The sequence below is a fragment of the Catellatospora paridis genome, from assembly GCF_009720365.1.
In the GTDB taxonomy this organism is placed as follows: domain Bacteria; phylum Actinomycetota; class Actinomycetes; order Mycobacteriales; family Micromonosporaceae; genus Catellatospora; species Catellatospora paridis.
Genome location: NZ_ML769313.1, coordinates 766,990 through 793,210 on the forward strand (window position 1 = coordinate 766,990; position 26,221 = coordinate 793,210).

Annotated in this window: 29 protein-coding genes; 16 read left to right on the forward strand and 13 right to left on the reverse strand. The window is 72.0% G+C overall.

All coding sequences use genetic code 11. From position 1 onward, the window contains the following. Window positions 1-69: 69 nt before the first annotated feature. A complete protein-coding gene (gene urtA / locus F9C41_RS08305) occupies window positions 70-1,314 on the reverse strand; it encodes an urea ABC transporter substrate-binding protein (protein ID WP_120320783.1) in 1,245 nt (414 codons plus the stop codon). A gap of 484 nt (window positions 1,315-1,798) precedes the next feature. Here urtA and F9C41_RS08310 point away from each other — a divergent pair, with 484 nt between their 5' ends. The 5 genes from F9C41_RS08310 (at window position 1,799) to F9C41_RS08330 (ending at window position 6,273) form a co-directional block, all read left to right on the forward strand. After that, window positions 1,799-2,128, forward strand: a complete 330-nt coding sequence (locus F9C41_RS08310) for a PadR family transcriptional regulator (protein WP_196279674.1) — start codon at window positions 1,799-1,801, stop codon at window positions 2,126-2,128. After that, window positions 2,125-2,961: a hypothetical protein gene (locus F9C41_RS08315; protein WP_155386043.1), complete on the forward strand. Its 837-nt coding sequence runs from the start codon at window positions 2,125-2,127 to the stop codon at window positions 2,959-2,961. Before F9C41_RS08310 ends, F9C41_RS08315 begins: the two co-directional genes overlap by 4 nt. Then, the gene (locus F9C41_RS08320; protein ID WP_155386044.1) at window positions 2,958-3,770 is read left to right on the forward strand and encodes a hypothetical protein; all 813 of its coding nucleotides are present in this window, start codon (window positions 2,958-2,960) and stop codon (window positions 3,768-3,770) included. The genes F9C41_RS08315 and F9C41_RS08320 overlap by 4 nt, the downstream gene beginning before the upstream one ends. A 143-nt stretch (window positions 3,771-3,913) precedes the next feature. Continuing rightward, window positions 3,914-5,002 carry a PH domain-containing protein gene (locus F9C41_RS08325; protein WP_230689422.1) on the forward strand — a complete coding sequence of 363 codons (1,089 nt, stop codon included), beginning with the start codon at window positions 3,914-3,916 and terminating at the stop codon, window positions 5,000-5,002. Further along, window positions 4,999-6,273 (forward strand): CHAT domain-containing protein, encoded by a 1,275-nt coding sequence (locus F9C41_RS08330; RefSeq protein ID WP_155386046.1) that lies wholly within the window; start codon window positions 4,999-5,001, stop codon window positions 6,271-6,273. Before F9C41_RS08325 ends, F9C41_RS08330 begins: the two co-directional genes overlap by 4 nt. Here the strand turns inward: F9C41_RS08330 and F9C41_RS08335 are convergent. Continuing rightward, on the reverse strand, window positions 6,253-6,684 hold the full coding sequence (locus F9C41_RS08335) for a hypothetical protein (protein ID WP_155386047.1): 432 nt from the start codon (window positions 6,682-6,684) through the stop codon (window positions 6,253-6,255). The two genes, F9C41_RS08330 and F9C41_RS08335, sit on opposite strands and share 21 nt — an antisense overlap. 100 nt (window positions 6,685-6,784) lie before the next feature. On the opposite strand from F9C41_RS08335, the gene F9C41_RS08340 reads away from it, so the two are divergent. The 5 genes from F9C41_RS08340 (at window position 6,785) to F9C41_RS08360 (ending at window position 11,302) form a co-directional block, all read left to right on the forward strand. Beyond that, window positions 6,785-8,077, forward strand: coding sequence for a sensor histidine kinase (locus tag F9C41_RS08340; RefSeq protein WP_155386048.1), 1,293 nt, complete (start codon window positions 6,785-6,787; stop codon window positions 8,075-8,077). Next, the gene (locus F9C41_RS08345; protein ID WP_155386049.1) at window positions 8,074-8,787 is read left to right on the forward strand and encodes a response regulator; all 714 of its coding nucleotides are present in this window, start codon (window positions 8,074-8,076) and stop codon (window positions 8,785-8,787) included. Before F9C41_RS08340 ends, F9C41_RS08345 begins: the two co-directional genes overlap by 4 nt. 80 nt (window positions 8,788-8,867) lie before the next feature. Then, window positions 8,868-9,761, forward strand: coding sequence for an ABC transporter ATP-binding protein (locus F9C41_RS08350; protein ID WP_155386050.1), 894 nt, complete (start codon window positions 8,868-8,870; stop codon window positions 9,759-9,761). Then, window positions 9,758-10,846: an ABC transporter permease gene (locus F9C41_RS08355; RefSeq protein WP_155386051.1), complete on the forward strand. Its 1,089-nt coding sequence runs from the start codon at window positions 9,758-9,760 to the stop codon at window positions 10,844-10,846. The genes F9C41_RS08350 and F9C41_RS08355 overlap by 4 nt, the downstream gene beginning before the upstream one ends. Before the next feature lie 174 nt (window positions 10,847-11,020). Beyond that, window positions 11,021-11,302, forward strand: a complete 282-nt coding sequence (locus tag F9C41_RS08360; protein WP_155386052.1) for a hypothetical protein — start codon at window positions 11,021-11,023, stop codon at window positions 11,300-11,302. Between the two features lie 29 nt (window positions 11,303-11,331). On the opposite strand, the gene F9C41_RS08365 is transcribed toward F9C41_RS08360, so the two are convergent. Then, window positions 11,332-12,306, reverse strand: a complete 975-nt coding sequence (locus F9C41_RS08365) for a hypothetical protein (protein ID WP_155386053.1) — start codon at window positions 12,304-12,306, stop codon at window positions 11,332-11,334. A gap of 177 nt (window positions 12,307-12,483) precedes the next feature. Here F9C41_RS08365 and F9C41_RS08370 point away from each other — a divergent pair, with 177 nt between their 5' ends. Then, window positions 12,484-13,056, forward strand: a complete 573-nt coding sequence (locus F9C41_RS08370) for a hypothetical protein (RefSeq protein ID WP_155386054.1) — start codon at window positions 12,484-12,486, stop codon at window positions 13,054-13,056. A 24-nt stretch (window positions 13,057-13,080) separates the two neighbouring features. Here the strand turns inward: F9C41_RS08370 and F9C41_RS08375 are convergent, their stop codons facing one another. Beyond that, the gene (locus F9C41_RS08375; protein WP_155386055.1) at window positions 13,081-14,343 is read right to left on the reverse strand and encodes a CehA/McbA family metallohydrolase; all 1,263 of its coding nucleotides are present in this window, start codon (window positions 14,341-14,343) and stop codon (window positions 13,081-13,083) included. A 184-nt stretch (window positions 14,344-14,527) separates the two neighbouring features. Here F9C41_RS08375 and F9C41_RS08380 point away from each other — a divergent pair, with 184 nt between their 5' ends. The 4 genes from F9C41_RS08380 to F9C41_RS08395 all read left to right on the forward strand — a co-directional run bounded on the left by F9C41_RS08380 (window position 14,528) and on the right by F9C41_RS08395 (window position 17,155). Further along, window positions 14,528-15,118: a hypothetical protein gene (locus F9C41_RS08380; protein ID WP_155386056.1), complete on the forward strand. Its 591-nt coding sequence runs from the start codon at window positions 14,528-14,530 to the stop codon at window positions 15,116-15,118. A 107-nt stretch (window positions 15,119-15,225) separates the two neighbouring features. Further along, the gene (locus tag F9C41_RS08385) at window positions 15,226-15,423 is read left to right on the forward strand and encodes a hypothetical protein (RefSeq protein WP_155386057.1); all 198 of its coding nucleotides are present in this window, start codon (window positions 15,226-15,228) and stop codon (window positions 15,421-15,423) included. Window positions 15,424-15,502: 79 nt separating this feature from the next. Then, a complete protein-coding gene (locus F9C41_RS08390; protein ID WP_155386058.1) occupies window positions 15,503-15,856 on the forward strand; it encodes a DUF6000 family protein in 354 nt (117 codons plus the stop codon). Window positions 15,857-16,096: 240 nt separating this feature from the next. Next, on the forward strand, window positions 16,097-17,155 hold the full coding sequence (locus F9C41_RS08395; protein ID WP_230689423.1) for a beta-ketoacyl-ACP synthase III: 1,059 nt from the start codon (window positions 16,097-16,099) through the stop codon (window positions 17,153-17,155). Here the strand turns inward: F9C41_RS08395 and F9C41_RS08400 are convergent. Together F9C41_RS08400 and F9C41_RS08405 are read right to left on the reverse strand one after the other, a co-directional pair. Further along, window positions 17,152-17,484 (reverse strand): hypothetical protein, encoded by a 333-nt coding sequence (locus F9C41_RS08400; protein ID WP_155386059.1) that lies wholly within the window; start codon window positions 17,482-17,484, stop codon window positions 17,152-17,154. The genes F9C41_RS08395 and F9C41_RS08400 overlap by 4 nt on opposite strands. Continuing rightward, complete coding sequence (locus F9C41_RS08405; RefSeq protein WP_155386264.1) at window positions 17,481-18,137, reverse strand: DJ-1/PfpI family protein; 657 nt, start codon at window positions 18,135-18,137, stop codon at window positions 17,481-17,483. Before F9C41_RS08405 ends, F9C41_RS08400 begins: the two co-directional genes overlap by 4 nt. A 168-nt stretch (window positions 18,138-18,305) precedes the next feature. On the opposite strand from F9C41_RS08405, the gene F9C41_RS08410 reads away from it, so the two are divergent. Further along, window positions 18,306-19,262, forward strand: coding sequence for a GlxA family transcriptional regulator (locus tag F9C41_RS08410; RefSeq protein WP_155386060.1), 957 nt, complete (start codon window positions 18,306-18,308; stop codon window positions 19,260-19,262). A 10-nt stretch (window positions 19,263-19,272) separates the two neighbouring features. Here F9C41_RS08410 and F9C41_RS08415 read toward each other — a convergent pair whose 3' ends face one another. From F9C41_RS08415 to F9C41_RS08445, 7 genes are all read right to left on the reverse strand, one after another. Further along, the gene (locus tag F9C41_RS08415; protein ID WP_155386061.1) at window positions 19,273-19,878 is read right to left on the reverse strand and encodes a TetR/AcrR family transcriptional regulator; all 606 of its coding nucleotides are present in this window, start codon (window positions 19,876-19,878) and stop codon (window positions 19,273-19,275) included. Window positions 19,879-19,912: 34 nt separating this feature from the next. Beyond that, window positions 19,913-20,620 (reverse strand): SDR family NAD(P)-dependent oxidoreductase, encoded by a 708-nt coding sequence (locus F9C41_RS08420; protein WP_155386062.1) that lies wholly within the window; start codon window positions 20,618-20,620, stop codon window positions 19,913-19,915. A 165-nt stretch (window positions 20,621-20,785) separates the two neighbouring features. Further along, complete coding sequence (locus F9C41_RS08425; RefSeq protein WP_230689424.1) at window positions 20,786-22,171, reverse strand: FAD-binding oxidoreductase; 1,386 nt, start codon at window positions 22,169-22,171, stop codon at window positions 20,786-20,788. 4 nt (window positions 22,172-22,175) lie between these two features. Further along, the gene (locus F9C41_RS08430) at window positions 22,176-23,354 is read right to left on the reverse strand and encodes a hypothetical protein (RefSeq protein WP_155386063.1); all 1,179 of its coding nucleotides are present in this window, start codon (window positions 23,352-23,354) and stop codon (window positions 22,176-22,178) included. A gap of 39 nt (window positions 23,355-23,393) precedes the next feature. Beyond that, window positions 23,394-24,215 carry an ABC transporter permease gene (locus tag F9C41_RS08435; RefSeq protein WP_155386064.1) on the reverse strand — a complete coding sequence of 274 codons (822 nt, stop codon included), beginning with the start codon at window positions 24,213-24,215 and terminating at the stop codon, window positions 23,394-23,396. Next, window positions 24,212-24,979, reverse strand: a complete 768-nt coding sequence (locus tag F9C41_RS08440; RefSeq protein WP_230689425.1) for an ABC transporter ATP-binding protein — start codon at window positions 24,977-24,979, stop codon at window positions 24,212-24,214. Before F9C41_RS08440 ends, F9C41_RS08435 begins: the two co-directional genes overlap by 4 nt. Further along, window positions 24,976-26,220 (reverse strand): amidohydrolase family protein, encoded by a 1,245-nt coding sequence (locus F9C41_RS08445; RefSeq protein ID WP_155386065.1) that lies wholly within the window; start codon window positions 26,218-26,220, stop codon window positions 24,976-24,978. Before F9C41_RS08445 ends, F9C41_RS08440 begins: the two co-directional genes overlap by 4 nt. Window position 26,221 lies beyond the last annotated feature (1 nt).

The window sequence follows — 26,221 nt, forward strand, 5'->3', positions numbered from 1 at the left end:
GGGTTGCCCCATCGAGCTGGTCGGGGCCGGTGGCGCGGCCCCGTGCACCGCTCCCCCGCCGCGGGTGGGTCAGGACAGGCCGGTCGCCCAGGGGTAGCCCTTGAGGTACGGGTCCGGCTTGACCGGTCCGCCGGAGTTCCACACCTCGGTGATCAGGCCGTCGTCGCCGATCTTGCCGATGCGCGCGGTCTTGTGGATGTGCTGCGTCGCGCCGTCGATGGTGACCAGGCCCTCGGGGGCCTCGAAGGTGACGCCGTTCGAGGCGCCCTTCACCTTCTCCACGTCGAACGAGCCGGCCTTCTCGACCATGGCCTTCCACAGGTAGACCGACACGTAGGCGGCCTCCATCGGGTCGCTGGTCGGCTTGTCCGCGCCGAACTTCGCCTTGTACGCCTTGACGAACTTGTCGTTGGCCGCGCCCGTGGTCGTCTGGTAGTAGTTCCACGCCGTGAGCTGGCCGGACAGGTACTGCGTGCCGATGCTCTTGACCTCCTCCTCGGCGATCGACACCGAGACGACCGGCATCGACGCGGCGGTCAGCCCCGCGGACTTGTACTCCTTGAAGAAGGCCACGTTGCTGTCGCCGTTGAGGGTGTTGAACACGGCCTCGGCCTTGGACGCCTTGACCTTGTTGACGATCGTGCCGAACTCGGTGCTGCCCAGCGGCGCGTAGTCCTCACCGAGCACCTTCAGGCCGTTGGCCTCGGCGTACGCCTTGATGATCTTGTTGGCGGTGCGCGGGAAGACGTAGTCGCTGCCGACCAGGTAGACCGACTTCTTGCCCTGCGCCTTGAGGTAGTCCAGGCCGGGCACGATCTGCTGGTTGGTGGTCGCGCCGGTGTAGAAGATGTACGGCGACTGCTCCAGGCCCTCGTACTGCACCGGGTAGAACAGCAGCGCCTTGTTCTCCTCGAAGACCGGCTTCACGGCCTTGCGGCTGGCCGAGGTCCAGCAGCCGAAGACGGCCGCGACCCGGTCCACTTTGATCAGCTTCTCCGCCTTCTCGGCGAACGTGGGCCAGTCCGAGGCGCCGTCCTCACCGACCGGTGCGAGCTTCTTGCCGAGCACGCCCCCCGCGGCGTTGATCTCCTCGACGGCCAGCATGATGGCGTCGCGGACGGTGACCTCGCTGATGGCCATGGTGCCCGACAGCGAGTTGAGCAGGCCCACCTTCACGGTGTCGCCCGAGGTGTCGGCGGTGACGCCGCCGGTGGTGTCGCTTTCGCCGGTCTTGCTGCCGCAGGCGCTGACCGCCAGCGCGGCGGCCAGGGCGACGCTGCAGGCCGCGAGGCGGCGTCGGTGGAATCTGAGCATCTTGGGGTATCTCCCTGATTCGGCGGTGCACAGGTCAAGGGGGAGAAGCACCTGGGGGGCGGGAGACGTCGGCGTCCTCGGCGTGGCGCGTGCCGGCCCGGAGCGGTGCGAGATCGGTCCTATGCGGATGCCGGCAGCGCGCAGCGGAGGCTTCGTCCGGTTGTGCCGGCCCGTGGGCGTCCGCCTGAATGCCAGGCACGGCTAGCGTCGGTGAGCGCGATTTCAGTTCTGTTTCATCGCCCTTAATACGCTGTATCTGTCCGTGTGAGATCTGGCCGTTGACCTGCGATAACAACAAAAGCCGACGCCATCGGACCGCATCGTGTGCGGCCTTGGCGTCGGCTCTGCGAGCTATTCGGGAAGGAGTGACCGCATCGTCGCGTCAGCGAAGATGCTTCACGCAAGAAGTATCTTGAGCCGTCCGTGTCGTGTCAAGACAGACGTCGTCCACCGCACGGATGTGACCCTATGTAGAGTCTCTACCATGAACGCCGAACTGCGCTTGACCGTGCCGGTGGCACGAGTGCTCGCGGCCCTGGTCGCCGATCCGACCGGCGACCACTACGGGATGGAACTGATGCAGTCGTCCGGACTGCCCAGCGGGACGCTGTACCCGATCCTGGCCCGCCTCACCGAGGCTGGCTGGCTCGACAAACGCTGGGAGGACATCGACCCGTCCGAGGCGGGCCGCCCCGCCCGCGCGTACTACCGGCTCACGCCCGCAGCCCTGCCGGTCGCCCGGCAACGGCTCGCCGAACTGCACGAGCAGACACGTCCGGCGCACGCGCACGTCACCAAGGAGGCCACCGCATGATCAGCCGTCTGTGCCACGGGCTGCTGGCGCGTGCGGCGCGGCGCTGGCCGGTGGACCTGCGCGACGCCATGCTCGCCGAGTGGCAGGCCGAACTGCACGTCCTGCCCACCACCGCACAGCGCCTGCGGTATGCCGCCAGCCTCGCCACATCGCGGCCGCATCGGGAAGGGGCGGTGGTGATCCGCCCGCATCGTGACGTCGCCCACGGACTGCTGTGGTTGCTGTCGATCACGGTGCTGCCGGCGGTCTACCTGCCGCTGGCTCTCAACTGGACCTCCAGCACGGATCCGATCATGATCGTGTGGCAGACCTGGGTCGCCGCCGGGAGCGTCGTGGCGGCGGCCGTGCTGGGGATCGTCTGCGGGAGCCTCACCACGGGGGTGACGCAGTCGATCAAACCGATGGCGGTGGCCCGGTGGACGACCGGCATCGCGTACGTCGCGATCCTGGCCTACTACGTGGTGGAGGGATCGCTGGACGGGGCTCTGCTGACCGACATGACGTACTGGGCGCTGAGCGCCGCGGCGCTGTGCACGCTGGCGGCCTGGGTCGCCAGAGCCGGGTGGATGTCGCTCTCCTGGGCGATCGTGGTGATCGCGGTGCCGGTCTCCTTCTGGTTCGCGAACCTGCACAACGGCCTCAGCGACTTCTCCGCGCTGGGCATGGAGCCGTTCTTCGGCGGCGAACACCTGCCGGCTTTCACCTTCGCGGTCGGCAAGCAGGAACTGCTCCACGTCATCATCTTCCTGTTCGTGTACGCGCATGTCCTGGTGCTGCGACACCGCGCGGTGCCGGTGCCCGTGGTCGAAGCCCCGAAGGAGGTCGCCGCGTGATCAGGCGCCTGTGCCACGCGCTGCTCACCAGCGCTGCCTCGCGCTGGCCCGCCGACCTGCGCGCGGAGATGCTCGCCGAATGGCGGGCGGAACTGCATGCCCTGCCGGGAGGCGTCCGGCGGCTGCGGTACGCGGCGAGCCTGGCCATGTCGCGGCCGCACCGCGAGGCGGCGGTCGTGGTGCGGCCGGGACGGGACTTCGCGCACGCGGTGCTGTCGCTCGTGCTGCTGGCGGGACTGCCCATGCTCTACATGGACCTCGCCCTGGGCTGGACGACCGTCTACAGCGAGGACACCGTCACCTGGCAGGCCTGGGTCGGCGCGGGCAGCATCCTGGCCGCCGCCGGGCTGGCGATCATCTGCGCACGTGCCACCACGGGGGTGACGCAGCTGATCCGCCCGGTGCTGCTGCCGGTGTGGTGCGTCGGCAGCCTGTACGCGACACTGGCGGCCTGGCCGCTGCTGAGCGGACACCTGCCGAACCGGTCTAACCTCGCCTCCACGGCGCTCTGGGCGTTGAGCGCGGTCGCGCTGGGCACCCTCGCGGTCAGGGCACGCCCGGCGCTGGTGTCCTGGGGCCTCGTGGCGGCCGCCGTGCCGGTCTCCTTCTGGTTCATCACCATGGGCATCGAGACCATCGGGGAGGAGTACGTCGGCCGCGGCCCGCTGGCCGGATACCTGTTCACCCTCGCCGTCCGGACACCCGTGCACGTGGCGGTCTTCCTGCTCGTGTACGCCAACTACCTGGCCCGGCGACATCGGGCGTCCGCACCCGATGTGGCAGCCACGCACGGTGCCGTGCGCTCGTAGCGCGGCGGCATGCCGACGGCGTCACCCACGAACCGGGTGACGCCGTCGGTCGTCCGTCCACTCCGGAACCCGGCCGACGCCGCGCGCCCGTACCATGGCGGCATGCCAGCATCCAGGGTGGAGCGTACCTCGGCCGGTGCGGCATGAGCCGCGACTCGGTGCCCGGCGACGACGTCGAGTTCGACCCGCTGAACGAGGACGAGCTGGCGGGACTGGGGCTGGAGCCGGCCCCGCTGCCGGTCCTGCCGCTGGGCGACGAGCCGACCCGGACCACCGCGCCCTATCTGTTCCCGACCGAGCGTTTCCGCGGCGAGTGGCACAGGCACCCGATCAGGCTGGTCAAGGGGCTCTGCCTGATCGCCGTCTACGCCGGGCTGCTGATCACGCTCGCCGTGCAGCGCCTCAAGCCCGAGTACACCACCCGTGTCGTGGCTCTGCTCGCCGTCGGGGCACTGCTGCTGGCGGCCCACCGGGCGGCGCACTGGTGGTTCTCCCGGTTCGTGCTCACCAACAGGCGGCTGATGCTCATCGAGGGGGTGCTGACCCGGCGCGTGGCGATGATGCCGCTGCTGCGGGTGACCGACATGAGCTACTTGCAGTCGCCGGTGGGCCGGCTGCTCGACTTCGGCACGTTCCACCTGGAGAGCGCCGGCTGGCGTGGCCCGCTGCGCCGCATCGCCGACCTGCCCAACCCGAACGAGCTGTACCTGCGGATCGTCGAGGAGATGTACGAGCCCGCGGCCGTGGAGGCGCGGCTGGGCGTGAGCGTGGCCGGGGCCGTCCAGGAGGCGCTCTACGGTCCGCCGCTGGTCAACTACGACGGCTGGCTCGCCGTCGAGGTGGCCGACGAGGACGGCCCCGTCGCCGTGTCGCCGGGCCGCCGGTTCGCGCTGTACCCGGCGCGCACCTACCGCGTGACGATCACCATCGCCCCGTTCCCGGCCGGTGGCATCAGTGAGCCGCTGGTGGTCTCCGGGGGTGTCACCGACAACCGGGTGCGGTTCGAGGTCGAGATCGACAGCGATCACGCCGCGCTGCGCCGCACCGCGGCGGCGGTGCCCGCCTGGCACGACCGCGCGTCTTCGACGGAGTTCACGCTGGGGCCGTTCAGCGAGGACGACCGGCTCAGCGGATCGCCGTGGCTGTGGGTGCGGGTGGCGCAGGGCCGGCGGACGCTGCAGAGCATCGAACTGGAGGCCGACCTCGTCCCCGGCGACGGGGAGCGCGGTTGAGCGAGGTCATCGCCACCGTCTCCATCCGCGCACCGCGTTCAGGCCCCGGCGTCGAGGTGTGCTTCGAGTTCCCGGCCACGGGCGAGACCGTGTACCTGCCGCTGCCGGACCGGCGGGCGCTGGAGGCGATGCGGCGCAAGGCAGGGGAGTACCTGCACCGGGTCGTGCCGCTGGTGGCCCGGCTCAACGCGACCGCCGAGCAGGCCGCGACGGCGCTGCGCATCCTGCTCAACGCGGGACGGGAGCTGACCGGGGTGCTGATCCCGGACGACATCTCCCGCTTCCTGCGGCTGGAGTCGGCGTTCCGGGCGGCGTGGCCGCGCTGGCAGGCCGCGGACTGGGACGACCCGCACCGTCCGATCCCGATGGTCGAGCTGCACTGCCACGACGAGACGCTGCCGCTGGAACTGCTGCCGCTGTTCGACTTCGGTTCGCTGCCGCCGCTGCGCACGTACGACGACCTGGTCCGGGCGGCCTCGCGCTTCCTCGGGTTCGCCACCGTGGTGCGCCGGGTGGTGCCCGCCCGCGCCACGGCCGACTCGGTGCTGCGCAACGAGCCCGCGCTGCCGGTGCAGTTCCTGCGGCACCGTGAGCTGGGCAGCGCCCGCGACGAGGAGCGTTTTCTGACCTCCCTCGGCGCGCATGTGCAGGTGGAGGGCCCGTGGCCGGTGGCGCAGGACGAGGAGGCGGTCCGCACGTCGCTGCTGCGGGCCCTGTACGACGGCGCACCGCTGGACGGCGGTACAGGTGGCGGCACACCGGTGCAGGTGCAGCATTTCGCCTGCCACTGCGACACCAGCGCCGAGTTCGACGACGACTACGCGCTGGTGCTGTCGACGCGCAACGGCAAGACCCGCCGGGTGACCTTCGGCGAGCTGCGGGAGGGCTACTACGACCGGTTCTTCGCCGACCGCAGCACCGCCGGGCACCGCGCCGTGATCATCCTCAACGCGTGCGCGTCCTCGCGCACCAACCCGCTGACGGCGTACTCGTTCCCGCGCTGGTTCCTCAACCACGGGCACCGGGCGTTCATCGGCACCGAGACCGACGTGCCCGACGGCGTCGCGGGCGGCTTCGCGGCGGCGTTCTACGGCAGGCTGCTGGAGGCGCGCCGCCCGCTCGGCGAGGCCGTGGTGTGGGCCCGCCGGGACCTGCTGCGCGACTTCCGCAACCCGCTCGGCCTGCTTTACGTGATGTACGGCGACACGCAGCTCACCGTCGAGCGGGCCCGCCCCGGCATCTACCGCGCGTCAGCCGGCCGGGCGGCGTAGCCGCACGAGCAGCTCGTCGGCCAGCGGCACCAGGAACACCGCCATGGTCAGCACGACCCCGGCCGCGACCTGGTCCAGCCCGATCAGCGCGGCGGCGTGCGCGCTCGTGCCCACGACCCAGCACAGGTAGGCCACGGCGGCCAGCACGTAGAAGTGCGGCAGCGGCCGCTCGTCGGCGGGCAGCTTCTGCCCGGCCAGCCACAGGTAGCCGACGGTCCCGGCCAGGCCGACCGCGACCAGGGTGACCAGCAGCGCGCGCCGCTCGGGACCGACCACCGCGGCCAGCGGCACGAAGAACGCCAGCGTCTCCGCGGGCACGTACTTGACCAGCCGCTCGGGAAGCCCGTCCCCGCCGACCGGGCCGGCGTTCGGGCTGCGGAACCGCACGGGCGGGACGACGGTGCGAGGCATGGCCGCTCCAGGGTCGGGGAATCAAGACATTCAACACCATGCGCGCGTACGCGGGCGCGCGAGTTGGCGTCCGGGCGCACCGGTGTGTCAGTGTCGCGGGATGACCACCCTGGGGAGGCCCGACGGCTGGCGACGCCCCAGCCCGACCGTCGAGCAGCGGCGGGCGGACGTGTTCATCGCGCTCGCGGTGACGGCCGTGTCGCTGCTCAACCTGACGTTGACCGCCAGCGTCGGAGCGTTCCACCTGGGTCCGCCGCCGAGCTGGCCGGAGCAGGTGGGCTGGTCGCTGGCGATCACGGCGCCGCTGGCGGTGCGCCGCCGGTTCCCGCTCACCGTCGCGGTGGTGGTGTCGGCGGCGTTCATCGTCGCTCAGGTCCGGGCCGCGCCGGAGATGCAGCTGGCCACCGGCGCGCTGTTCTGCGCGATCTACACGGCCGGGGCGTGGGCCGGCGATCACCGTCGCTCGCGGCAGGTGCGGTTGGGCATCATCGCCGCGATGTTCGGCTGGCTGCTGGTGTCGATCTGGCTGTCGATCGACGCCGTGCCGCCGGACGCGTTCGACGGGGCGACCGGGCCCGTGCCGCCGCTGCTCGCGGCGATCGTCAACGTGGTGCTGGTGAACGCGCTCATGTTCGGGTTCGGGTACTTCTTCGGCGAGACGGCGTGGGTGGCCGCGCGGCGGGAGCACCAGTTACAGGTGCAGGCCGATGAGCTGCGCCGGGCCCGGGACGAGGTGGGGGAGCGGGCCGTGATGGTCGAGCGGCTGCGCATCGCCCGGGAACTGCACGACGTGGTCGCCCACCACGTGTCGGTGATGGGCGTGCAGGCGGCGGCGAGCCGCCGGGTGATGGACAAGGACCCGGTTCGGGCCCGTACGGCACTGGAGGCGATCGAGCAGAGCGCCCGCACCGCGGTGGACGAGCTGCGGCGCATGCTCAGCCTGCTGCGCCGGGGCACCGGCGCCGACGAGGGCCCGGCCACGGTGGGCATCGAACGGGTGGAGACGCTGCTGGACGGGGCCCGCGACGCCGGGCTGACGGTGCGGTTCGGGGTGTTCGGCGAACCGGTTCCCCTGCCGGACTCGCTTTCCCAGGCCGCCTACCGGATCGTGCAGGAGTCGGTCACGAACACGCTCAAGCACGCCGGAGCCGCCACCATCGACGTGCGGATCCGGTATCTGGCGCAGGAGCTGGAAGTCGAGTCCACCGATGACGGGCGCGGCGGGCGCGTCGAACGGCCGGGCGCGGGTCTGGGACTGATCGGCATGCGTGAGCGCGTCGCGGCCCATGACGGCAGCCTGGAGACCGGCCCGCGCCCGCAGGGCGGCTTCCGGGTGCGGGCCCGGTTCCCGCTCGCGGCGCACCCGGCGTGCCCGGCGGAGGCAGCGGTATGAGCGGGCAGCACACGCAGCCGGCCGACGAGCGCGGGGGCGCGGGCGGGCCGGGCGTGATCCGGATCCTGGTCGCCGACGACCACCGGATGGTGCGCAGCGGGTTCCGGGTCATCCTCGAGACGGAGGACGATCTCGAGGTCGTCGGCGAGGCGGCGGACGGGGAGCAGGCCGTCGCGCTGGCCGCGTCTACCGCGCCGGACGTGGTGCTGATGGACGTCGAGATGCCCGGCGTGGACGGGCTGGAGGCGACCCGGCGTATCACCGCGGCGGGCGACGGCCCGGCGGTGCTGATCCTGACCACGTTCGATCGCGACGACTACCTGTTCGCCGCGTTGCAGGCCGGGGCCAGCGGTTTCCTGCTGAAGAACGGTTCGCCGGAGGCGCTGATCGAGGCGGTGCGGGTGCTGGCGCGCGGCGACGCGCTGCTCGCCCCGGAGATCACCGGGCGGGTCATCGCGAAGTTCGCCCGGCCGGCCGCCGCGCCCGCGGCATCGGCGCAGGAGCTGAAGGAGCTGACCCCGCGCGAGTACGAGGTGCTGGTGCTGCTGGCCGGCGGCGCGACCAACGCGGAGATCGCGACCCGGCTGTTCCTCGGCGAGGCGACCGTGAAGACGCACGTCAGCCGGGTGCTGGCGAAGCTGCGGCTGCGCGACCGCACCCAGGCCGTGGTGTTCGCGTACGAGCACGGCGTGGTCACCCCGGGCGGCTGAGCGGATCATCCTCGCGATGGACGCAAGATCGACCCACCGGCGGACGGCAGCGCCCGGCCGTACGCCTAGCGTCTGCGGGTATGACGAAAGTGCTTCGCCTCGATGCGGTGAGCCGCAGGTTCGGCGACCGGCAGGTGCTCGACGGGGTCTCCTTCGACGTCACCGCCGGGCGGCTGACCGGGTTCGTCGGCGCGAACGGCGCCGGCAAGACCACCTCCATGCGCATCATCATGGGCGTGCTCGCCCCCGACTCCGGCGAGGTGACCTGGGCGGGCTCCCGGCTGACCCGCGACGTCCGCCGGCGTATCGGCTACATGCCGGAGGAGCGCGGCCTCTACCCGAAGATGTCGGTGCGCGACCAGCTGATCTACCTCGGCCGCCTGCACGGCCTGGGCCGCGACGCGGTGCGGCGCAACGCCGAGGAGCTGATCGAGTGGCTGCACCTGGGCGAGCGGGCCGGTGACCCGCTGGAGAAGCTGTCGCTGGGCAACCAGCAGCGCGCCCAGATCGCCGCGGCGCTGGTCCACGATCCGGAGATCCTGGTGCTCGACGAGCCGTTCTCCGGCCTCGACCCGATCGCCGTGGACACCGTGGTGGAGGTGTTGCGCGAGCGGACCGGCCGGGGTGTGCCGGTGCTGTTCTCCAGCCACCAGCTGGACGTGGTCGAGCGGCTGTGCGACGACCTGGTCGTCATCGCGGGCGGGCAAATCCGGGCCGCGGGCGCCCGCGGACAGCTGCGCACCCAGCACACGCTGTCCCGGTACACGCTGACCGTGGAGGGCGACGCCGGCTGGCTGCGCGACCACCCGGGCGTGCACCTGGTCGACCTCGACGGCGCGCACGCGGTCTTCGAGCTCGACCCGTCCGCCGACGACCAGCAGGTGCTGCAGGCGGCACTGGCCCGCGGCCCGGTGCGCGCGTTCGGCCCCGTCACCCCGTCCCTCGCCGAGATCTTCCGAGAGGTCGCCCAGTGAACACCTTCGAAGCCGTGCGTATCGTCGCCGCCCGCGAGATCCGGGTGAAGCTGCGCGACAAGGCGTTCCTGTTCAGCACGATCTTCTTCCTGGTGTTCGCGGTCGGCGGCACGGTGCTGCCGGCGATGCTGGCGGGCGGGCCGTCGACCGTCGCGGTGACGGGGACGGCCCCGGCTGCGCTGAGCACCGCGGACCTGGACGTGCGGGTGGTCGCCGACGAGGCGACCGCACGGGCCCAGGTGCGCGACGGCGACGTCGACGCGGCGCTGCTGAGCGACGGCACCGTGGTCGCGCTGACCGATGCGCCCAATGAACTCGTCAACGCGCTGAGCACCCGGCCCACCGTCGAGCTGCTCGACCCGAGCGCCCTCGATCCGGTGCTGGCATACCTGGTGCCGCTGTTCTTCGCCCTGATCTTCTTCTTCGTCTCGCTGACCTTCGGCCTGCAGATCGCGCAGAGTGTCACCGAGGAGAAGCAGACCCGGGTGGTGGAGATCCTCGTCGCCGCGGTGCCGGTGCGGGTGCTGCTGGCCGGCAAGGTGCTGGCCGGCGGGGCGCTGGCGATGGGGCAGATCGCGCTGATCGCGGTCGTCGCGCTGGCCGGGATGCGCATCGCCGGCTCCGGCGACATGCTGTCGCTGCTCGGGCCCGCGATCGGCTGGTTCCTGCCGTACTTCCTGGTCGGGTTCGTGATGCTCGCGGCGCTGTGGGCGGCGGTGGGCGCGCTGGTCGACCGGCAGGAGGACATCAACGGCGCGTCGATGCCGGTGCAGCTGGTGGTCATGATCCCGTTCTTCGCCGTGGCGATGTTCAGCAACGACCCGGCCGTGATGAAGGTGCTTTCGTACGTCCCGTTCGCGGCCCCCGCGGCGATGCCGGTGCGGCTGTTCCAGGGCGACGCGGCGGGCTGGGAGCCGGTGCTGTCGCTGGTGCTGCTCGCCGCCACGGCGGTGGCCGTGCTGTTCGCCGGGGCCCGGATCTACGAGGGTTCGCTGCTGCGCAGCAACGGCCGCACCTCGATGGCGGCCGCGTGGCGCGACCGCGAGGCGCGCCGCCTGGCCGAGCTGGACGCCGAGTCCGCCTGACATCACCAGCGGCCGACGGCCGAGGTTTGACCGAGGACGGCCCCTGGCGCATTTTGCGCCAGGGGCCGCTGCACAGGTCAGACGCTTGACGATGCGGTGTCGGAGGGCCGCGTCGATCGGCGGCTGAGCCGGATCCTGTGGCAAATGTGCGGTTTTGACACGTTCACTCGTTACATGATCGTGCGGGAACGTGAGGGCGTGTCGATCAGGCTCGTGATCAGGAACGACGGCAGGACGTACGTGCGCGTGACCTGGCTGCGCACCCGGCACCCGGCGGTGACGCACTCCCGGGCGGGCCGCTCATACCTCGCCGCGGTGCGCGACCTGCAGTTGGCCGCGAGCAGGCTGCGCGCCGCGGGCGCCTACCCCGGTGGCTCCGATCAGGTGGAGGCGTTCCGTCAGGTCCGCTCGGCCTGGCTCGCCGTGGTGCTGTCCCGGCACCGCCTGCAGCGCTGACGCCGGGTGGCGCCAGCCGCGCGCGCCGGTCAGCCCAGCTCGGCCAGCAGGTGCGGGGTGCGCAGGTTCGGGGCCTCGACCGCGCGGCGCTCGACATAGGTCACCAGTACGGAGGGGAACAGCAGGAGCGCGACCGGCACCTCGAACGCGGCCGACGCCAGCACCGCGGCGGCGGCGAATCCGACCTGCTCGTAGGGCGTGTCAGCGAGATCGACGAGCGCGCCCGCACCGTCGATCACCAGGTTGTAGCGGTATGCCAGGAACAGTGCGATCCCGGGCACCGCCAGCCTTACGACGCTTGCCCAGAACGCGTTGTTCACCGTGTCGAACGCGCGCTGCAGCGGCTTGCGGCGTTCGAACAGGACAGCCGGGCCGACCATCCCCGCGATCATCATCAGGTAGCCGAGCGCGATGATCGTCGGTACGTATCCGGCGAACGAGAACGCGCTGGCGAAGCAGAAGAACACCCCGACGACGACGACCGCGGCGACCAGGTACGCGACCAGACTCCAGGCGAGCATGGCCGGCACCCGGCGCAGACCGTACGCCATCGCGCGCGCGACCGGCGCGGGCAGCCCGGCCGCCTGCCGCACCGCCGACCAGCTCGCCGCCGCATACCCCAGCAGCCGGAACGGCAGCGCCACCGCCAGCATGCCGAGGGCCACGAGGTTCACCAGCATGCCCATGGTCTCGGCCACCTGGTCGTCCATGAGCGCCGCTTGCGCGGCCTCGCTGGTCCAGAGTGCCAGCAGGCCGACGACCGCGGCGGTGTACAGCAGGAAGCTCGGCAGGGCGTGCGTGAGCGCGAAGATCGCGAGCTGCTGCCCCCAGCCGCGCCGCACCACGCCGATGGTCTTGCGCGCCCAGCCGCGCAGGCCTTCGCCAGGCATGTTGACCACGACCTCGGGCCCGGCGGGCAGCTCCTTGGGGTAGGCGTCGTCAGGGGGCAGGAAGTCGCCGCTCGGCACGGTGGCGGGGTTCTGGTACGGGTCGATGGTGGACACGCACACTCCATGATCGTGGGACGGTGGGCCAGTGTGGCATGTGGCCTCCGTCACTGCTGCCCGCGGGCGTACCGGAAGGACACGCGCGATCGGTTCCGGCACGGCACGAGCCAACTCGGGGCTGCCGTGGTGGTCGGCACGATAGGGTCAGCCCAGCAAGATCGGGTTGGGGGGCCGATGGACGTGCTCGATGTGGAGTCCGCCGAGCAGGCGACGCAGGCCGTCCGCGGCCGGGCACGCCACAGCCGGCCGGGCGAAGCGCGCCGCTGGCTGCGTGCCGCGTCGGCGCTGCTGGCGGTCGCCGTGCTGGTGCTCTGGTATGCGCTGTCCCGCGACCACCCGCCGCGGGACCCGCGCGCCTATCCCGGCAGCCAGACCCAGGACCTCCCCGGCACGCTGCACCGCTACCACCTGGGGCTGCCGGACTGCGCCGCGGGCAGCGTGCGCTACTACCGGTATGCCCAGTGGGAGGCGGACTCGTTCTACCTGCGCTTCACCGGCGACCGGCACTGCATGAACCAGTTCCTGGTGCTCAACGGCATGTTCCTGATCGGCCGGCGGACGGAGACGGCCGGCCTGCCGTTCGACCCGAAGACGACTGCGGGCTTCGGGTGGCCTCAGGATTCCGCCCGGCGCTACCGCTCGGTCCACCACCAGCCAGCGTCCGGCGACGTGCTCGTCGACGTCGAGGTCGCACTGTACGAGTCCGGCGAGTCCGCCGAGGTGTACCTGCACGCCGGCATCGTCTGACCCCGGCGTGCAGGCAGGGCCTGGCTACGGCTGCAGCCACCACGGGCTGGAGTAGGCCACGCCCCAGTCGTTGCAGGGGTGTCCGGCCGGGCCGGGGCTCGGGTTGGCCAGGGCCGGATCGGAGACGCGCAGCACCACCCAGTTGCCGTCGGCGACGTTCATCGGCACGGTGAAGGTGTGGACGCCGCCCGCCTCGACGTCGATGACGTCGGCGACCGTCGGCGCGGTCGTGCCGGTACGCAGCACCTGGATGCGCAGCGGCTTGCCCGCCCAGTCCGGGCCGCGGTCCAGGTCGACGGAGAACGCCACGTCGCCGCTCGCGATCGGCAGCACGCCGCCCATCTGGACGCCGTTCGCGGTCGCGTCCAGGCGCAGGCCGGACACGCGGGTGGCGAAGAAGCGGCGGGCCCGCATCGCCTCGAAGACCCCGGCCCGGGTGTTCGCCGCGACCCACAGGCCGGTACGGCCCTTGCCTTCGGGGAAGCCCCAGTTGGTGCCGTGCTCGTCGGACACGCCGGTGAGACCGGTGCGCCAGCCTGCGTTGAGGCACGCGGTCAGCGGGGAGCTGCCGTGGTCGGCCCAGCCGTCGAAGAGGTAGTCGTCGCCGCGGTTGAACATCTCCAGCGCGACCATGTTGTCCACGGCAGCCGAGGAGAGGCTGAAGTTGTTGAAGCGCTGCACCTCGCGGCCCGGGTGGTTGAAGCTGCCCACCCCGTCCACGCCGTTGATCCAGTTGTAGAGCTTGCTCATGCTGCCCGAGGCCAGCAGGTCGGTGAAGTTCGCGGTGCCCCACACGTTGACGTGGCCCAGGGTCGGGTGCGACCACTCGAAGCCGCGGATCGCGGTGTAGTTGCCCGGGTCGTCGGCCGCCCCGGCCAGCACGCCGGTGCGGTCCCATTCCGACTTGGACAGCCCGCTGATGCTGAACAGGGTGGCGTGGTCGGTCAGCGCGGCCACGTCCAGCCCGGCGTCGCGCATGGACTGGAAAGCCAGGTCGGGGTTGCCGTCGCCGTCCGACATGAGCGTGTGGTTGTGCAGGTCCGCATGGACCAGCAGGGTGCCCTGGGTCAGCTGCGAGGCGCGCGCGGCACCGGACTTCGGGGTGATCCGGGCGGGGGAGCCGGCGGCGATCGGGGTGGTGTTCGCGTACGCGGAGCCGGGTGCGGCGGCCAGCATCAGCAGCCCGCCGGCGCCCGCCAACACGGCGCGCCGGCCCAGCTCGGAGTGGGTGTGGTCGGCGCCGTGGTGGTGCTGCCCGGCGTCGTCGTGACCGTGGTGGTGAGTCATGGCGCCAGTGGAAATGATCATCGGCAACATGTGGGTACCCGCGGGTTAACGAAAAACGATATCTATCTGTGTAAATGGTTCCCTTCGCGATGGGACACTCTGGATGGGAGCGTGCCCATTGATCTACGCTCATCGCTGCGCCCTGCCCGGGGTGTGCCGTCCGAACCGAACCGAGGTAACCGACATGACCGAGGAACGAACCGCTCCCGACAGCCCCACCGGTCCCACTCCGTCCCCGGACGGTGTCCGCACGCAGGCCGCCGTCTGGCGCAACGGCCTCACCGCGGTGACCGCACTGCTCGCCGCCGCACTCATCGTCCGAGGGCCGGGCGACCTGGCCGACCTGCACTGGATCGGGCAGGTGCTCGCCGGGGCGCTGCTGCTCGCCGGGTTCGTCCTGCTGGTGCGAGCGGCCCTGCTGGCCGTCACCGCGGCCGCGCCGTCGGCCGAGCCCGCCGCCCGGAGCGTGGCGACCGCGCGGCGGTTCGCCGTTGCCGGCCTCGGCCTGGTCGGGCTCACCGTGCTCGGCGGCTGGCTGGCTCCCGCCGCCCCCGCTCCGGCGAACCTCATTCAGCTCACCTACGACCACGGGATCATCTGCGGGCTGGTCTCGCTGGAACCCGACGGTTATGTCACCGTGCTGCCCGATCCGGGTCAGCCGGCGAACCGGATCACCGCGAAGGCGCGCACGCTGGTGCCCATCTCCTCCATCCACGGGATGACCGAGGTCGGCGTGTGCGAGCCGCCCGCGACCCTGCCCACGCCCGCGCCCTGACTTTCGTCGGGTCACGCCGCAGACCTTGGTCGGGTGGCCGTCTTGACCCGGTGACGCCCGCGACCGGGACCATGGACGGCCTGGCGTGGATCAACTACCGTTCGCGCATGGAATGGTTGTTGATCTTCGCGGGCGTGCTGGGGCTGCTGATCGTGGCCATGGTGATCATCGGGGCCAGGCGCAGCAGGCAGCGCAGCCACCTCGATCGCAGTCGCGACGTGTACTTCGGCGACCGGGAACCCCGTCCGCCGCATGGTCCGCATGGGACGAACAACGACGGTTCCAGCTCCAGCGGCCCGATGTGAGATCGATCGGGCGCGTTCGGCGGTGACGAGGGAGTGGAATCAGGAGCGGGAAGCGCATGCGCCGTTCCGGCAGTACGTCATGGGCCCTGGCGACACCGATCGCCGGTACCTCGCGCACGCGGGCAAGGGCTACGCGTTCGCGCTGACCCGGTTCGCCGACCCGCGCGACGCCGCGATCCTCGTCGCGTTCCTCGAGCGCCACCTGCCGGCGGGACCGGCCTACGACCAGTGCTACGTGCTGGATGCCCTGGTGCACCTCGACGCCCGGCTGGGCACGGATCATGCGGCTCGGATCCTCGATCCGGCCGCGCCGTGGTGGCGACCAGGGCTCGCCGCCGACGATCCGAGCGAGTTCGGCGGCCGGTTCGCCAAGGTGTCGGCGCTGGCCGAGGGGACCGCGCCGAAGGCCGGGCGTGGAGACGACAGTCCGTAGGTTCGCGCTGCCCCTGTCCCCTGCCCGCTGCGGGTCGCCGAGTGCGGGCTGCCTGCCGGCGTCAAGGTCTTGCCATGTCGATGGGAGGTAACGTTACTATAGGTATCGTAATGGTGAGGTGTTCGTGTAACGCCTCCGTAACACTGTCGCCACCGCGCCCGGACCGTCGGCTGACCACGGCGATAATCACCCTCCGCGTCATCGGGGGGAAACCTCATCACGAGCCAGGAGTCGTAGACCATGCCAGCACAGATGCCGCCGGTCACCGAACAGAGCGGGCGGACGCCCGCGCCGACCGGTCGCGAGCTCGCCGCTCCGGGCCAGGCGTCACATGCGCAACTCCTCGGGCTCGGGGTGTACCGGCCGCGCCGTGTCCTCACCAACGAGGAACTCTGCACCTGGATCGACTCGACCGACGAGTGGATCAGGACGCGGTCCGGGATCACCGAGCGCCGCTGGGCCGAACCCGATGAGACCCTGGCCGCCATGTCCGTCCAGGCCGCGGCTGCGGCGCTGGCCGACGCCGGAATCGCCGCAGCCGACGTGGGCTGCGTGATCCTGGCGACGGTGTCGCATCTCGAGCAGACGCCGGCGCTCGCCCCGCAGATCGCGCACCAGCTCGGAGCGGTGAACGCAGCGGCGTTCGACCTCTCGGCCGGGTGCGCCGGGTTCTGCCACGGCGTGGCGCTCGGCCGGGACATGATCCACGGCGGAACCGCCCGCTACGTGCTGGTCATCGGCGCGGAGCGGTTGACGGATCTCATCGACAAGAACGACCGGGCGACGGCGTTCATCCCCGGAGACGGTGCGGGCGCCGTGGTGATCGGCCCGGCGCAGCGACCGGGCATCGGCCCGGTCGTGTGGGGTGCGGACGGCAGCCTGTCCGGCGTTATCAGCCAGACCCGCGACTGGAAGTCGTTCGCCGACGACCCGAGCGGGCCGCGGCCCTTCTGGCAGATGTCCGGTCAGCAGGTGTTCCGCTGGGCCTCCTACGAGATGGCGCCCGTGGCGCAGCGGGCACTGCAGGCCGCCGGCATCACCGTCGACGAGTTGGACGCCTTCATCCCGCACCAGGCCAACATGCGGATCATCGACACGATGATCCGGGCGCTCAAGCTCCCCGCAGGCGTACCGGTGGCCCGCGACATCGCCGAGGCGGGCAACACCTCGGCCGCGTCGATCCCGCTGGCCATGGAGCGGATGCGGCGCGACGGCCAGACCCGCCGAGGCGGGACGGCGCTGCTCATCGGGTTCGGCGCCGGGCTCTCGTACGCCGCACAGGTGGTGACGCTTCCCTAACCGTCAGCCGGGGTGGTGCGATGCCCGGTGACCCGCGACGCCGGCAGCCTGCCGGCCCTGGCCTGCCCGGTCATCGCCGTACCGTCGACGGTGACGTCGAAGGTGAGGTTCAGCCGCAGCGGCCGGGTGATCGACTGTGCCCAGGTGAGCCGTGCGCCGTGCTGCTCGAGTCCGGTGAGTTCGACCTGCTCGCCATGGCGGACGTCGCGCATGGTCCCGGTCAGCCGGTTGTCGTGGCGGGTGAGCGCGAGGACGGTGTGCTGCCGGCCGAGCGGTGTCAGGATGGAGAGCTCCCAGGTGCCCTCGACCAGTGGCTGCGGCCCGTTCATGGCGCCGCCTGCGCGGTGACGGGCCGCCGCCAGACGGTGCCGCGCCGCTCGTGGGCGAACAGCCGCTCCACGGCCAGCGCCGCCTCCGGGCCGAGTTCCCGGTCGAGCAGGTACAGGCCCAGGTCCAGGCCGGAGGTGACACCGGCGGCGGTGATCAGGTCGCCGTCGTCGACGACCCGGGCGTCGACGGGCACGGCACCGGTCGCGCCGAGCAGGTCCATGCCCAGGTGGTGGGTCGTGGCGGGGCGGTTCTCCAGCAGTCCGGCCATGGCGAGGATCATCGAGCCGCCACACACGGTGGCCACGGTGACGCCGGCACGGTCGAGCGCCTGAGCGAGTAGGGCGGGCAGGCCGGTTTCGAGGGTGCGGCCGAGGATCACCGGGATGCTGTCTTCGGCGGGCTCGCCGTCATCGGGCAGCTGCCCGGCCGCGCCCGGGACGACGATCAGATCCGCGCGCTGCGGGTCGAGCCGGGTGGTGGCGTGCAGCGTCAGCAGCCCGAGTCCGCTGGGCACCGTGCGCGGGCCCTCGGCGCTGACGAGCTCGACGTCGACGGTGTGGCCGGTGACCGTCCCGGCGGCTGCGAGGACCTCGTAGGGGGCGATGACGTCGAGCGGATCGAATCCGTCGAACAACACGAACTGAGCGAGCATCGGGAACCAGACCTCCTTGGTGGCACCGTCGACGCTAGCCACCGGGCAAGATCGGTAGAAGTGGCTGGATTGCCATCATCCAACGGGTTCTCGCCAACTGCTCCAGGGGTGCTGCGATTGCCGATTCGGGGCTCTGGCTGAAACGCGGTGCCTTCTATAGTTCTGGCCATGCACATCGTGGCCGTGCTCGCCCTCGATCAGGTCATCCCGTTCGACCTGGCCACACCCATCGAGGTGTTCTCCCGTACGCGCCTGCCCGACGGGCGGGTCCCGTACCGCGTCCGGGTCTGTGGCGTGACAGCCACCGTCGATGCGGGCGCGTTCACTTTGCAGCCACCGTGGGGCCTGGACGGCCTCACCACCGCGGACACGGTCATCCTGCCGGGCAGCGCGGACGTCGACCGCGTACCCGATGAGGTCCTCGACGCCCTGCGGGCCGCGGCCGCACGTGGCGCCCGCATCGCCTCGATCTGCTCGGGCGCGTTCATTCTCGCCGCGACCGGGCTGCTCGACGGGCAGCGCGCCACCACCCACTGGATCGCCGCCGGGCTGCTGGCCCGACGTCACCCGGAGATCGAGGTCGACCCGGACGTGCTCTACGTCGACAACGGACAGCTGCTCACCTCGGCCGGCGCCGCGGCCGGCCTGGACCTGTGCCTTCACCTGATCCGCCGCGACCACGGCTCCGCGGTGGCCGCGGACGCGGCACGCCTGTCGGTCATGCCGCTGGAGCGCGAGGGCGGCCAGGCCCAGTTCGTCGTCCACGACCAGCCGCCCGTGCCCCGCGGCTCCCGGTTCGAACCGGTCCTCACCTGGCTGGAGGACAACTGCGCCGACGACCTCAGCCTCGACGACATCGCCGCGCGAGCCGGGATGAGCATCCGGTCGCTCAACCGCCGCTTCCGCGAGCAGACCGGAACCACCCCGCTGCAGTGGCTGCTGCGCGCCCGCATCCGCCGCGCCCAGCACCTGCTCGAAGCGACCGCCCAACCCGTCGACCGGATCGCGGCCCAGGTCGGCTTCGGCTCGCCCACCGCGTTCCGCGACCGGTTCAAGCGGATCGTCGGCACCAGCCCGCAGCACTACCGCACCACTTTCCGGCGTCGGCAGTCCGCTCCGTCATGACGCCGGCGGGTCAGCGCGCGGCTGTGACGCTGCGGACCGCCGCGAGCAGCGCCGTGCGGTGCTCCTGGATCCGGCTCGGCGACATGGGGTCGCCGGGCGCCGCGGCGAGCAGGCCGGACGGGGCCCCCAGCCAGCTTTCGGTCATCCGCAGGACGATGGCGAACAGGTCGAGGGCGGGGATGTCGGTGCGGAGCCGGCCGGCGTGCTGGGCCGCCTCGACACCGTCGACGCGGGCCTGAAACGCCTCGCGTTCGACCTCGGTCGGTTCGGATCGTTCGAACGTGCGCCAGGTGGCGAGCCGGCGGGCCTTCGGGTTGGCGATCATGTACTCGAATCTGGCGGCGGCGAAGCTCTCGAGGTCGCCGTCGTGGAGCGGAGCCGCTTGCAGGACGGCCTGCGTCTGCTCCTCGAGCACCGCGTCGAACAGGTCGTTCTTGTCACCGAAGTAGACGTACAGCAGCCGTTTGTTGGCGCCGGCGCGTTCGGCGACCCGGTCGATGCGGGCCCCGGCGAATCCGTACTCGGCGAACTCGTCCGTCGCCGCCTCCAGCAACAGCGCCTTGGTGGCGCGCGCGTCGCGGGCGCGCGGCGGGCGAGGTGTCGCCGGTGTGGTCATCGGCCGGCCTCCCGTCGCGTGGCAGTCGCGGGCCTCACCAGGGGATGCTTCCGTTGCCGTCGAAGAAGCCACCGGTGGGGCCGTCGGGGCCGAGCTGGGCCAGCCGGACGATGACCTCGGCCCCCTCCGCGACGGTCTGGGTTCCGGCGTGGTGGTTCAGGTCGGTCGCGGTGAACCCGGGATCGACGGCGTTGATCCTGACCGCGGGGTACGCCTTGGCGTACTGGACCGTGAGCATGTTGACCGCGGCCTTCGAGGCCGGATAGGCGACGTCCGGGTAGAAGTGCGTCGGCGAGTCCGGGTTCACCAGCTCGCGTGTCAACGCCAGACCGCTGCTGACGTTGACCACGACGGGGGCCGCGGAGCGCTGCAGCAGCGGCAGGAAGGCGTGCAGCATGCGCACCTGCCCGAACACGTTGGTCTCGAACACGGCGCGCACCGCGTCGGCGGTGACCTCCGCGACGGGCACGAAGCCGCCGTCGGGCGTACGCGGCTCGACGCCGGCGTTGTTGACGAGCACGTCGAGCCCGCCGTCGGCCTCGATCGCCGCGGCCGCGGCCGTGACGGAGGCGTCGTCGGTGACGTCCAGGTGGACGAAGCGGGCGCCCAGCTGCTCGGCTGCCTTCTTGCCCCGTTCGGGATCGCGGGCGCCGACGTAGACGGTGTGGCCCGCGGCGATGAGCCTGCGGGCGGATTCGAAACCGAGCCCCTTGTTGGCCCCGGTGATGAGCGTGACGGTCATGATCACTCCTGGTGCTTTCGGCGAGCGACAAGTAACTAACCAGTTATATACTCTACCACGCCGCGAGACAGGACCGGGCCGAGCTGCTTGAACCTGGCGGAGGACACGCCGCGCACGGCAGGGCTGCTCCAGTCGGTGGAGCCCTGCCGTGCGCCGATCGGATTGCTAGAGCGGCGGGAGCTTGCCCGGATTGAGCAGGCCCTGCGGATCGTTGGCGGCCGCGGCGGCCCGGATCCCGGGCAGGGCCGGGCCGTCCAGCAGCCAGGTGTGCGGGTCGACGACGTGCACCCCCAGCGCGCGCAGCCGCTCGACCCCGGCGTACAGGGTCGCCGCGTCGTGGAACGGGGCCAGCAGCAGGCCGCCGAAGCCCCGCCCGCGCACCGGATCGGCCGGGTCGAGGTAGGGGCGCATACCGTCGAGGTGCAGCATCGCGCCAGGCAGCGCCGCACGGACCGCGTCCGGGTCGGCGACCAGCGGTGCGCCGCCGACCTGCAGGTGGCACAGTTCCGGCCGGGCCTTCTTGGCCCGCAGCGTGACGTGGTTGAACGACAGCGTCGACACATAACCGACCGCGCCGGGGTCGACCTTGTCGACGCGGCCGCCGTGCGCGGCGACGATCCCGGCGACGGCGTCCAGGACGCCGGTGTCCACCACGGCTCGCACGCTGTGCCGGCCCGCGGGCAGTGCCGGGTCGCCGGGATAGGTGGCGACCAGGGCCGGCTCGTCCACCGAGACCAGCCGGGGTGCCGGATCGAGGCGGAGCAGGGCCAGCCCCGCCCCGGTCGCCTCCGCGCCGGCGGGGCCGGGGAACGAGGCGAGCACCGCGGTCCAGTCCCGGGCCGGAGCGAGTTTGACCATGGCAGTGGCGATGATCCCGGTGACGCCGTAGGCGTGCAGGTACGGCAGGCACTGTGCGCCGTACACCCGGCGGGGTTCGTCCTGTGGCGGGCAGCCCACCACCTCCAGGGCCTGCACGAAGCCGTCCCAGAGCCAGCCGTGCTCGATCGAGCCGAGCCCGCCCGCGCCGCCGCCGAGGAAACCGCCGATGGTGCTGCCCACCGTGGTCGGCATCATCGCGATCTCCTGGCCGGTGCGCCGGGCCGCGGCCTCTAGCGCGACGAAGGTGGCGCCGGCCTCGGCATGTATCCAGCCGTTGCCGACCTCCAGCACGCGGTCGGCGTCGCTGAGGTCGACGACGACGCCGCCGGCCAGCGGCACGGCCTGGCCGTAGTTGCCGGTGCCGCGGCCGCGGGGCACGACGGGCACCCCGTGCGCGTGCGCCAGGCGCACCACGGTCTGCAGCTGCTCGGTGCCGCCCGGCCGCACCACGACGTCGGCGAGCCGCTCGGGCAGCACCGCCGACAGCAGCGGCGACAGGTAGGCCCCGTCACGGGAGGCGGCCAGGCGCGCCGACTCCACGGTGGTGACACGGTCGGCCGGCAGGGCGGCGGCGAGCGCGTCGAGGAAGGCGGCGAGAGCCGCCGGGCCCGGGGCCCGGCGGCTCGCCCGCTGTGCGACGTGCGCCAGCGGAGGTGGTTCCAGGGTGCTCACGAGGTCAGCTCAGCCCGATCGCCGGGTCGATGAACTCGTTGGTCACCAGGTCCTGCGCGGTCAGACCCGCCTTGACCTCCTTGCGCTGGCCCGCGTAGATCGGGCCGACGATGCCGATGACCTGCTTGACCCGGTCGACGTCGAAGTCGCCCAGGGTGGCGTTGCCGCCGTTGCCGACGATCTTCAGCTTGAGCTGCTGCTCGACGCTGAAGGCCGCCTGCTCCTTGCTGTACGGGAAGCCCTTGTACGCGTCGTTCAGCTTGATGATCAGATCATTGGTCGCGGCGAAGTTCTTCACGTACTCGACCTGCGAGCGCTGGATGATCGGCACCAGGCGCTTGAGGCAGGCGGCGTGCTCGGCCTTCTTGTCCGCGCGCACCACGACGGCCTCGGGGTAGATCGGGTAGCCGGTGTCGTGGATGAGCTGGAACTTGACCGGCTTCTTCCACTGCGGCAGCGCCTTCTCGTAGACGAACGGCTCGTTGGTGGCGAAGCCCTGCTGGGCGATCTTGCCCTTCTCGGACAGGAACCGGGTGGGGCTGCCGTCGTACGCGCCGTCGACCTGGCCGCGGCGCAGGATGCCGGACCCGGTCAGGTAGTCCATGTAGGTCGCGCCGTTGAAGAACAGCACCGGGGTGTTCGTCTTGCCGATGTCGACGATCGAGTTGAAGTTCGGGTTCGTCGCCGGGTCCCACATGATCATGTATGGCGCGATGTCGAACGGGGCGACGACCGCGACGACGGGCTGCTTGGCCGACAGGCCGATCGCGTCGTCGGTGGCCACCTGGCCGAGCATGATCGACGGGTCGGCGTACATCTGCGCGCCGGCGTTCTGGAAACCGATCGCCGGGCCGCCCGCGCGGATCTCGATGTTCACGCCGGTGCTCTGCCCGCCGGACATCAGCGGGCCGGTGACCTTCTTGGCCCCGGCGTCGATCGTCGGCGTCGGGCCCAGCAGGCCGTAGAGCGCGCCGTGCTCGGCCTCGGGCGTCCATGCCGCCTGCACCACGACCGTCGCCGGGCACACCGCGGCCAGGTCGATGGAGCCGCTGCCCGCGCTGGGCGCCGGGGCGGTGGGGGTGTCGCCGCCGGACTGGCAGCCCCCGGCCAGCAGCATCGCGACCAGCGCGGTCGCCGCGCCGGCCCGGCGCAGCGGCCGTTGAGATGCGGGAAGGGTACTCATGGATCTCCTTTATGAGGGGGTGGGGGTTGGGCGGGACGGTCAGCGGGGCGCGCCGCCGGTGTCGGGCCGGCGGTGCTGCGAGGAGTGCCAGGAGGTGGCCTGTCGGGCGAGGATCCCGAACAGCCAGAAGACGATCACGCCGAACGCCGAGGCGAGGAACACCGCGGCGAAGAGCATCTCGGACTGCAGCCGCCGGGGGTACACGTAGATGAGCTGGCCGAGGCCGGGTTCGCCCTGCTGGAAGAAGAAGTCGCCGACGATCGCGCCGATGACCGCCGCCCCGGCGGAGATGCGCAGCCCGGTCAGAATCGCCGGCAGCGCGGCGGGTAGTTGCAGCTTGACCAGGCGGGTCAGCCGGCCGGCGCGGTGCAGGGTGAACAGGTCGTGCAGCGCGGGGTCGACCGAGCGCAGGCCGAACAGCGAGTTGGCCACGATCGGGAACAGCGCGATGAGCACGCACGTCAGCACCCGGCTGGAGAAGCCGAAACCGAACCAGAAGCCGAGCAGCGGCACCAGGGCCAGCACCGGCACGGTCTGCAGCGCCACCGCGTACGGGTACAGCGAGCGCTCGACCCAGCGCGCCTGGCTCATCAGGATCGCCAGCGCCAGGCCGAGCACCGCGGCGCAGACCAGCCCGGTCACCGCCACCTCCGCGGACAGCCGCAGCGCGGCCAGCAGCTCGGCGAGGTTGGCCGGGTCGCCGAAGCCGACCTTGACGACCTCGTGCGGTGCGGGCAGCAGGAAGCGCCGGTCGGCGTCGATCAGCACGTAGCTGCCGAAGTACCAGGCGGCCAGCACCAGCGCGGCCACCGCCGCGGGCGGCGCCAGCCGGCGCGCCTGGCGGGTCAGCACACGGGTCATGCGGCGACCTCGATCCGGTCGGCGGTGCCGCCCTGCAACAGGGCGGTCACCTGCGAGGTCAGTTCGGTGAAGGCGGGGGAGAAGCGCACCTCGGGCCGGCGCGGGTACGGCAGCGGCACGGCCACCTCGCCGACCAGCCGTCCCGGACGGTCGGCCATCACGAGCACCCGCTGCGACAGGTAGACCGCCTCGGCCACGGAGTGGGTGACCAGCAGCCCCGCGAAGCCGTCCGCGGCGAACAGCTCCTGCAGGTCGTCGCCGAGCCGGCCACGGGTGATCTCGTCGACGGAACCGAACGGCTCGTCGAACAGCATCAGGTCGGGCCGCCCGGTCAGGGTGCGGGCCAGCGACACCCGCATCCGCATGCCGCCGGACAGGGTGCCGGGCAGCGCGTCGGCGACGTGGGACAGCCCCACCCGCCGCAGCGCCTCCCCGGCCCGGTCGCGGCGCTCGCGCGCGGGCACGCCGGTCAGCTCGCCGGCCAGCTCGACGTTGCGCCGTACGCTGCGCCAGGGCAGCAGGGTCGAGTCCTGGAACACGAAGCCGAGCCGCTCGGTGGCGCGGCCGACCGTGCCGGCGGTCGGCTTGAGCAGCCCGGCGGCCAGCCGCAGCAGGGTGCTCTTGCCGCAGCCGGAGGGTCCGACCACGGCCGTGAACTCACCGGGGGCCAGGGACAGGGTCACCCCGTCGAGGGCGACGGTGCCGCCGGGATATCGCACGCCGACCGCCTCCATCGTCAGGGCGGGTCTGCCGTCGTCGGTCACGCGGGGTGTCCTATCTGTGCAGGGTGGTCGTCCGGGTCGTGCCGGGTGACCGTGGTGCGGGCGACGATCCGCCCGCCGTGGATCACCAGCCGGTGGGCGGTGGCGGTGGCGAGGGCCTCGCGCAGCGAACTCGCGCGTACGGCCAGCAGTTCGGCCGGCGAACCCGGGGCGACGGCGACCGGGGGCAGCCCGGCCGCCCGCCGGGCCTGCGCGCTGACCGCGTCGTACGCGGTCGCCGGGGTGTCGTGCCCGGCCAGCACCAGCAGCGCCGCCGTCTCCAGGGGGTCGCCGCGGCCGAGGATCTGGAACGGGTCCTGCAGGTTGTCGCCGCCCGCGGCGACGGTGACGCCCGCGGCGCGCAGCGTGCGCAGCGCGGTCAGCCCACGCGGCACGGCCCGGTCGTGGTCGCGTCCCTGCAGGAACAGGTTGGTCTGCGGCAGGCACGCGACGGCGATCCCGGCCCGGGCCACCTTGTCGGCGATCTGCCCGGCCCGGTCGGACTCCATCATGCCGAGGCTGACGCAGTGCCCGGCGATGACGCCGTGCGGGAAGCCGGTCGCCGTCACCGCGTCGGCCAGCAGCTCCAGCGAGCAGGGATCGGGGTGCAGCCACTCGTCGATGTGCAGGTCGAGCGGGACGCCGTGGCGTGCCGCCAGTTCCAGGCAGATGTCGATGCACCCGGCCGGGTCGGGGTCGAGCCCGGGGCACGCGCCGACCGCGTCCGCGCCCGCGGCCAGCGCATCGGCCAGCAGCGCCCGGTTGGCGGCCCCGGCGGTGCCCGTCAGCGGCGTGGCCGCGAACGCGGTGACCTGCACGGTGCAGCGGGCGGCGGCTTGGTCGCGTACCGCGAGCACGGCCAGCAGCGAGCGCAGGCCGATCCCCTCGCCGAGGTCGGCGTGGGTGCGCACGGCCGTCGCGCCGTGGCCGAGGTAGGCGTCGAGGGCCGCGCGGGCCGAGTTCTCGAACTGCTCACGGGTCAGCGACGGCCGGTACGCCAGCCAGGCCGTGACCGCGCCGAACAGGTCCCCGGCCGGGTTGGGCACGGCGTCGGCGCTCAAGGCCTTGTCCAGGTGCGTGTGGATCTCCGCCGGCGCGGGCAGCAGCAGGTGCCCGGACAGGTCGACGACTCGGCTGTCGGTGGCATCGCCGGTCCCGGCCGGTTCGACCTGCGCGATGACCCCGTCCTGCACCCGTACGTCGACGTGGCGTCCGTCGGCGAGCACGGCCGCTCGAAGCAGCATC

Bases quoted from the DNA above. Each gene is read 5' to 3' on its own strand.
- F9C41_RS08390 (WP_155386058.1), top strand. From the start codon at position 15,503: ATGGGCCCTGGCGACACCGATCGCCGGTACCTCGCGCACGCGGGCAAG.
- F9C41_RS08395 (WP_230689423.1), top strand. From the start codon at position 16,097: ATGCCAGCACAGATGCCGCCGGTCACCGAACAGAGCGGGCGGACGCCC.
- F9C41_RS08375 (WP_155386055.1), bottom strand. From the start codon at position 14,343: ATGACTCACCACCACGGTCACGACGACGCCGGGCAGCACCACCACGGC.
- F9C41_RS08345 (WP_155386049.1), top strand. From the start codon at position 8,074: ATGAGCGGGCAGCACACGCAGCCGGCCGACGAGCGCGGGGGCGCGGGC.
- F9C41_RS08340 (WP_155386048.1), top strand. From the start codon at position 6,785: ATGACCACCCTGGGGAGGCCCGACGGCTGGCGACGCCCCAGCCCGACC.
- F9C41_RS08435 (WP_155386064.1), bottom strand. From the start codon at position 24,215: ATGACCCGTGTGCTGACCCGCCAGGCGCGCCGGCTGGCGCCGCCCGCG.
- F9C41_RS08410 (WP_155386060.1), top strand. From the start codon at position 18,306: ATGCACATCGTGGCCGTGCTCGCCCTCGATCAGGTCATCCCGTTCGAC.
- F9C41_RS08380 (WP_155386056.1), top strand. From the start codon at position 14,528: ATGACCGAGGAACGAACCGCTCCCGACAGCCCCACCGGTCCCACTCCG.
- F9C41_RS08370 (WP_155386054.1), top strand. From the start codon at position 12,484: ATGGACGTGCTCGATGTGGAGTCCGCCGAGCAGGCGACGCAGGCCGTC.
- F9C41_RS08400 (WP_155386059.1), bottom strand. From the start codon at position 17,484: ATGAACGGGCCGCAGCCACTGGTCGAGGGCACCTGGGAGCTCTCCATC.
- F9C41_RS08415 (WP_155386061.1), bottom strand. From the start codon at position 19,878: ATGACCACACCGGCGACACCTCGCCCGCCGCGCGCCCGCGACGCGCGC.
- F9C41_RS08445 (WP_155386065.1), bottom strand. From the start codon at position 26,220: ATGCTGCTTCGAGCGGCCGTGCTCGCCGACGGACGCCACGTCGACGTA.
- F9C41_RS08315 (WP_155386043.1), top strand. From the start codon at position 2,125: ATGATCAGCCGTCTGTGCCACGGGCTGCTGGCGCGTGCGGCGCGGCGC.
- F9C41_RS08405 (WP_155386264.1), bottom strand. From the start codon at position 18,137: ATGCTCGCTCAGTTCGTGTTGTTCGACGGATTCGATCCGCTCGACGTC.
- F9C41_RS08420 (WP_155386062.1), bottom strand. From the start codon at position 20,620: ATGACCGTCACGCTCATCACCGGGGCCAACAAGGGGCTCGGTTTCGAA.
- F9C41_RS08335 (WP_155386047.1), bottom strand. From the start codon at position 6,684: ATGCCTCGCACCGTCGTCCCGCCCGTGCGGTTCCGCAGCCCGAACGCC.
- F9C41_RS08325 (WP_230689422.1), top strand. From the start codon at position 3,914: ATGAGCCGCGACTCGGTGCCCGGCGACGACGTCGAGTTCGACCCGCTG.
- urtA (WP_120320783.1), bottom strand. From the start codon at position 1,314: ATGCTCAGATTCCACCGACGCCGCCTCGCGGCCTGCAGCGTCGCCCTG.
- F9C41_RS08385 (WP_155386057.1), top strand. From the start codon at position 15,226: ATGGAATGGTTGTTGATCTTCGCGGGCGTGCTGGGGCTGCTGATCGTG.
- F9C41_RS08350 (WP_155386050.1), top strand. From the start codon at position 8,868: ATGACGAAAGTGCTTCGCCTCGATGCGGTGAGCCGCAGGTTCGGCGAC.
- F9C41_RS08310 (WP_196279674.1), top strand. From the start codon at position 1,799: ATGAACGCCGAACTGCGCTTGACCGTGCCGGTGGCACGAGTGCTCGCG.
- F9C41_RS08430 (WP_155386063.1), bottom strand. From the start codon at position 23,354: ATGAGTACCCTTCCCGCATCTCAACGGCCGCTGCGCCGGGCCGGCGCG.
- F9C41_RS08360 (WP_155386052.1), top strand. From the start codon at position 11,021: ATGATCGTGCGGGAACGTGAGGGCGTGTCGATCAGGCTCGTGATCAGG.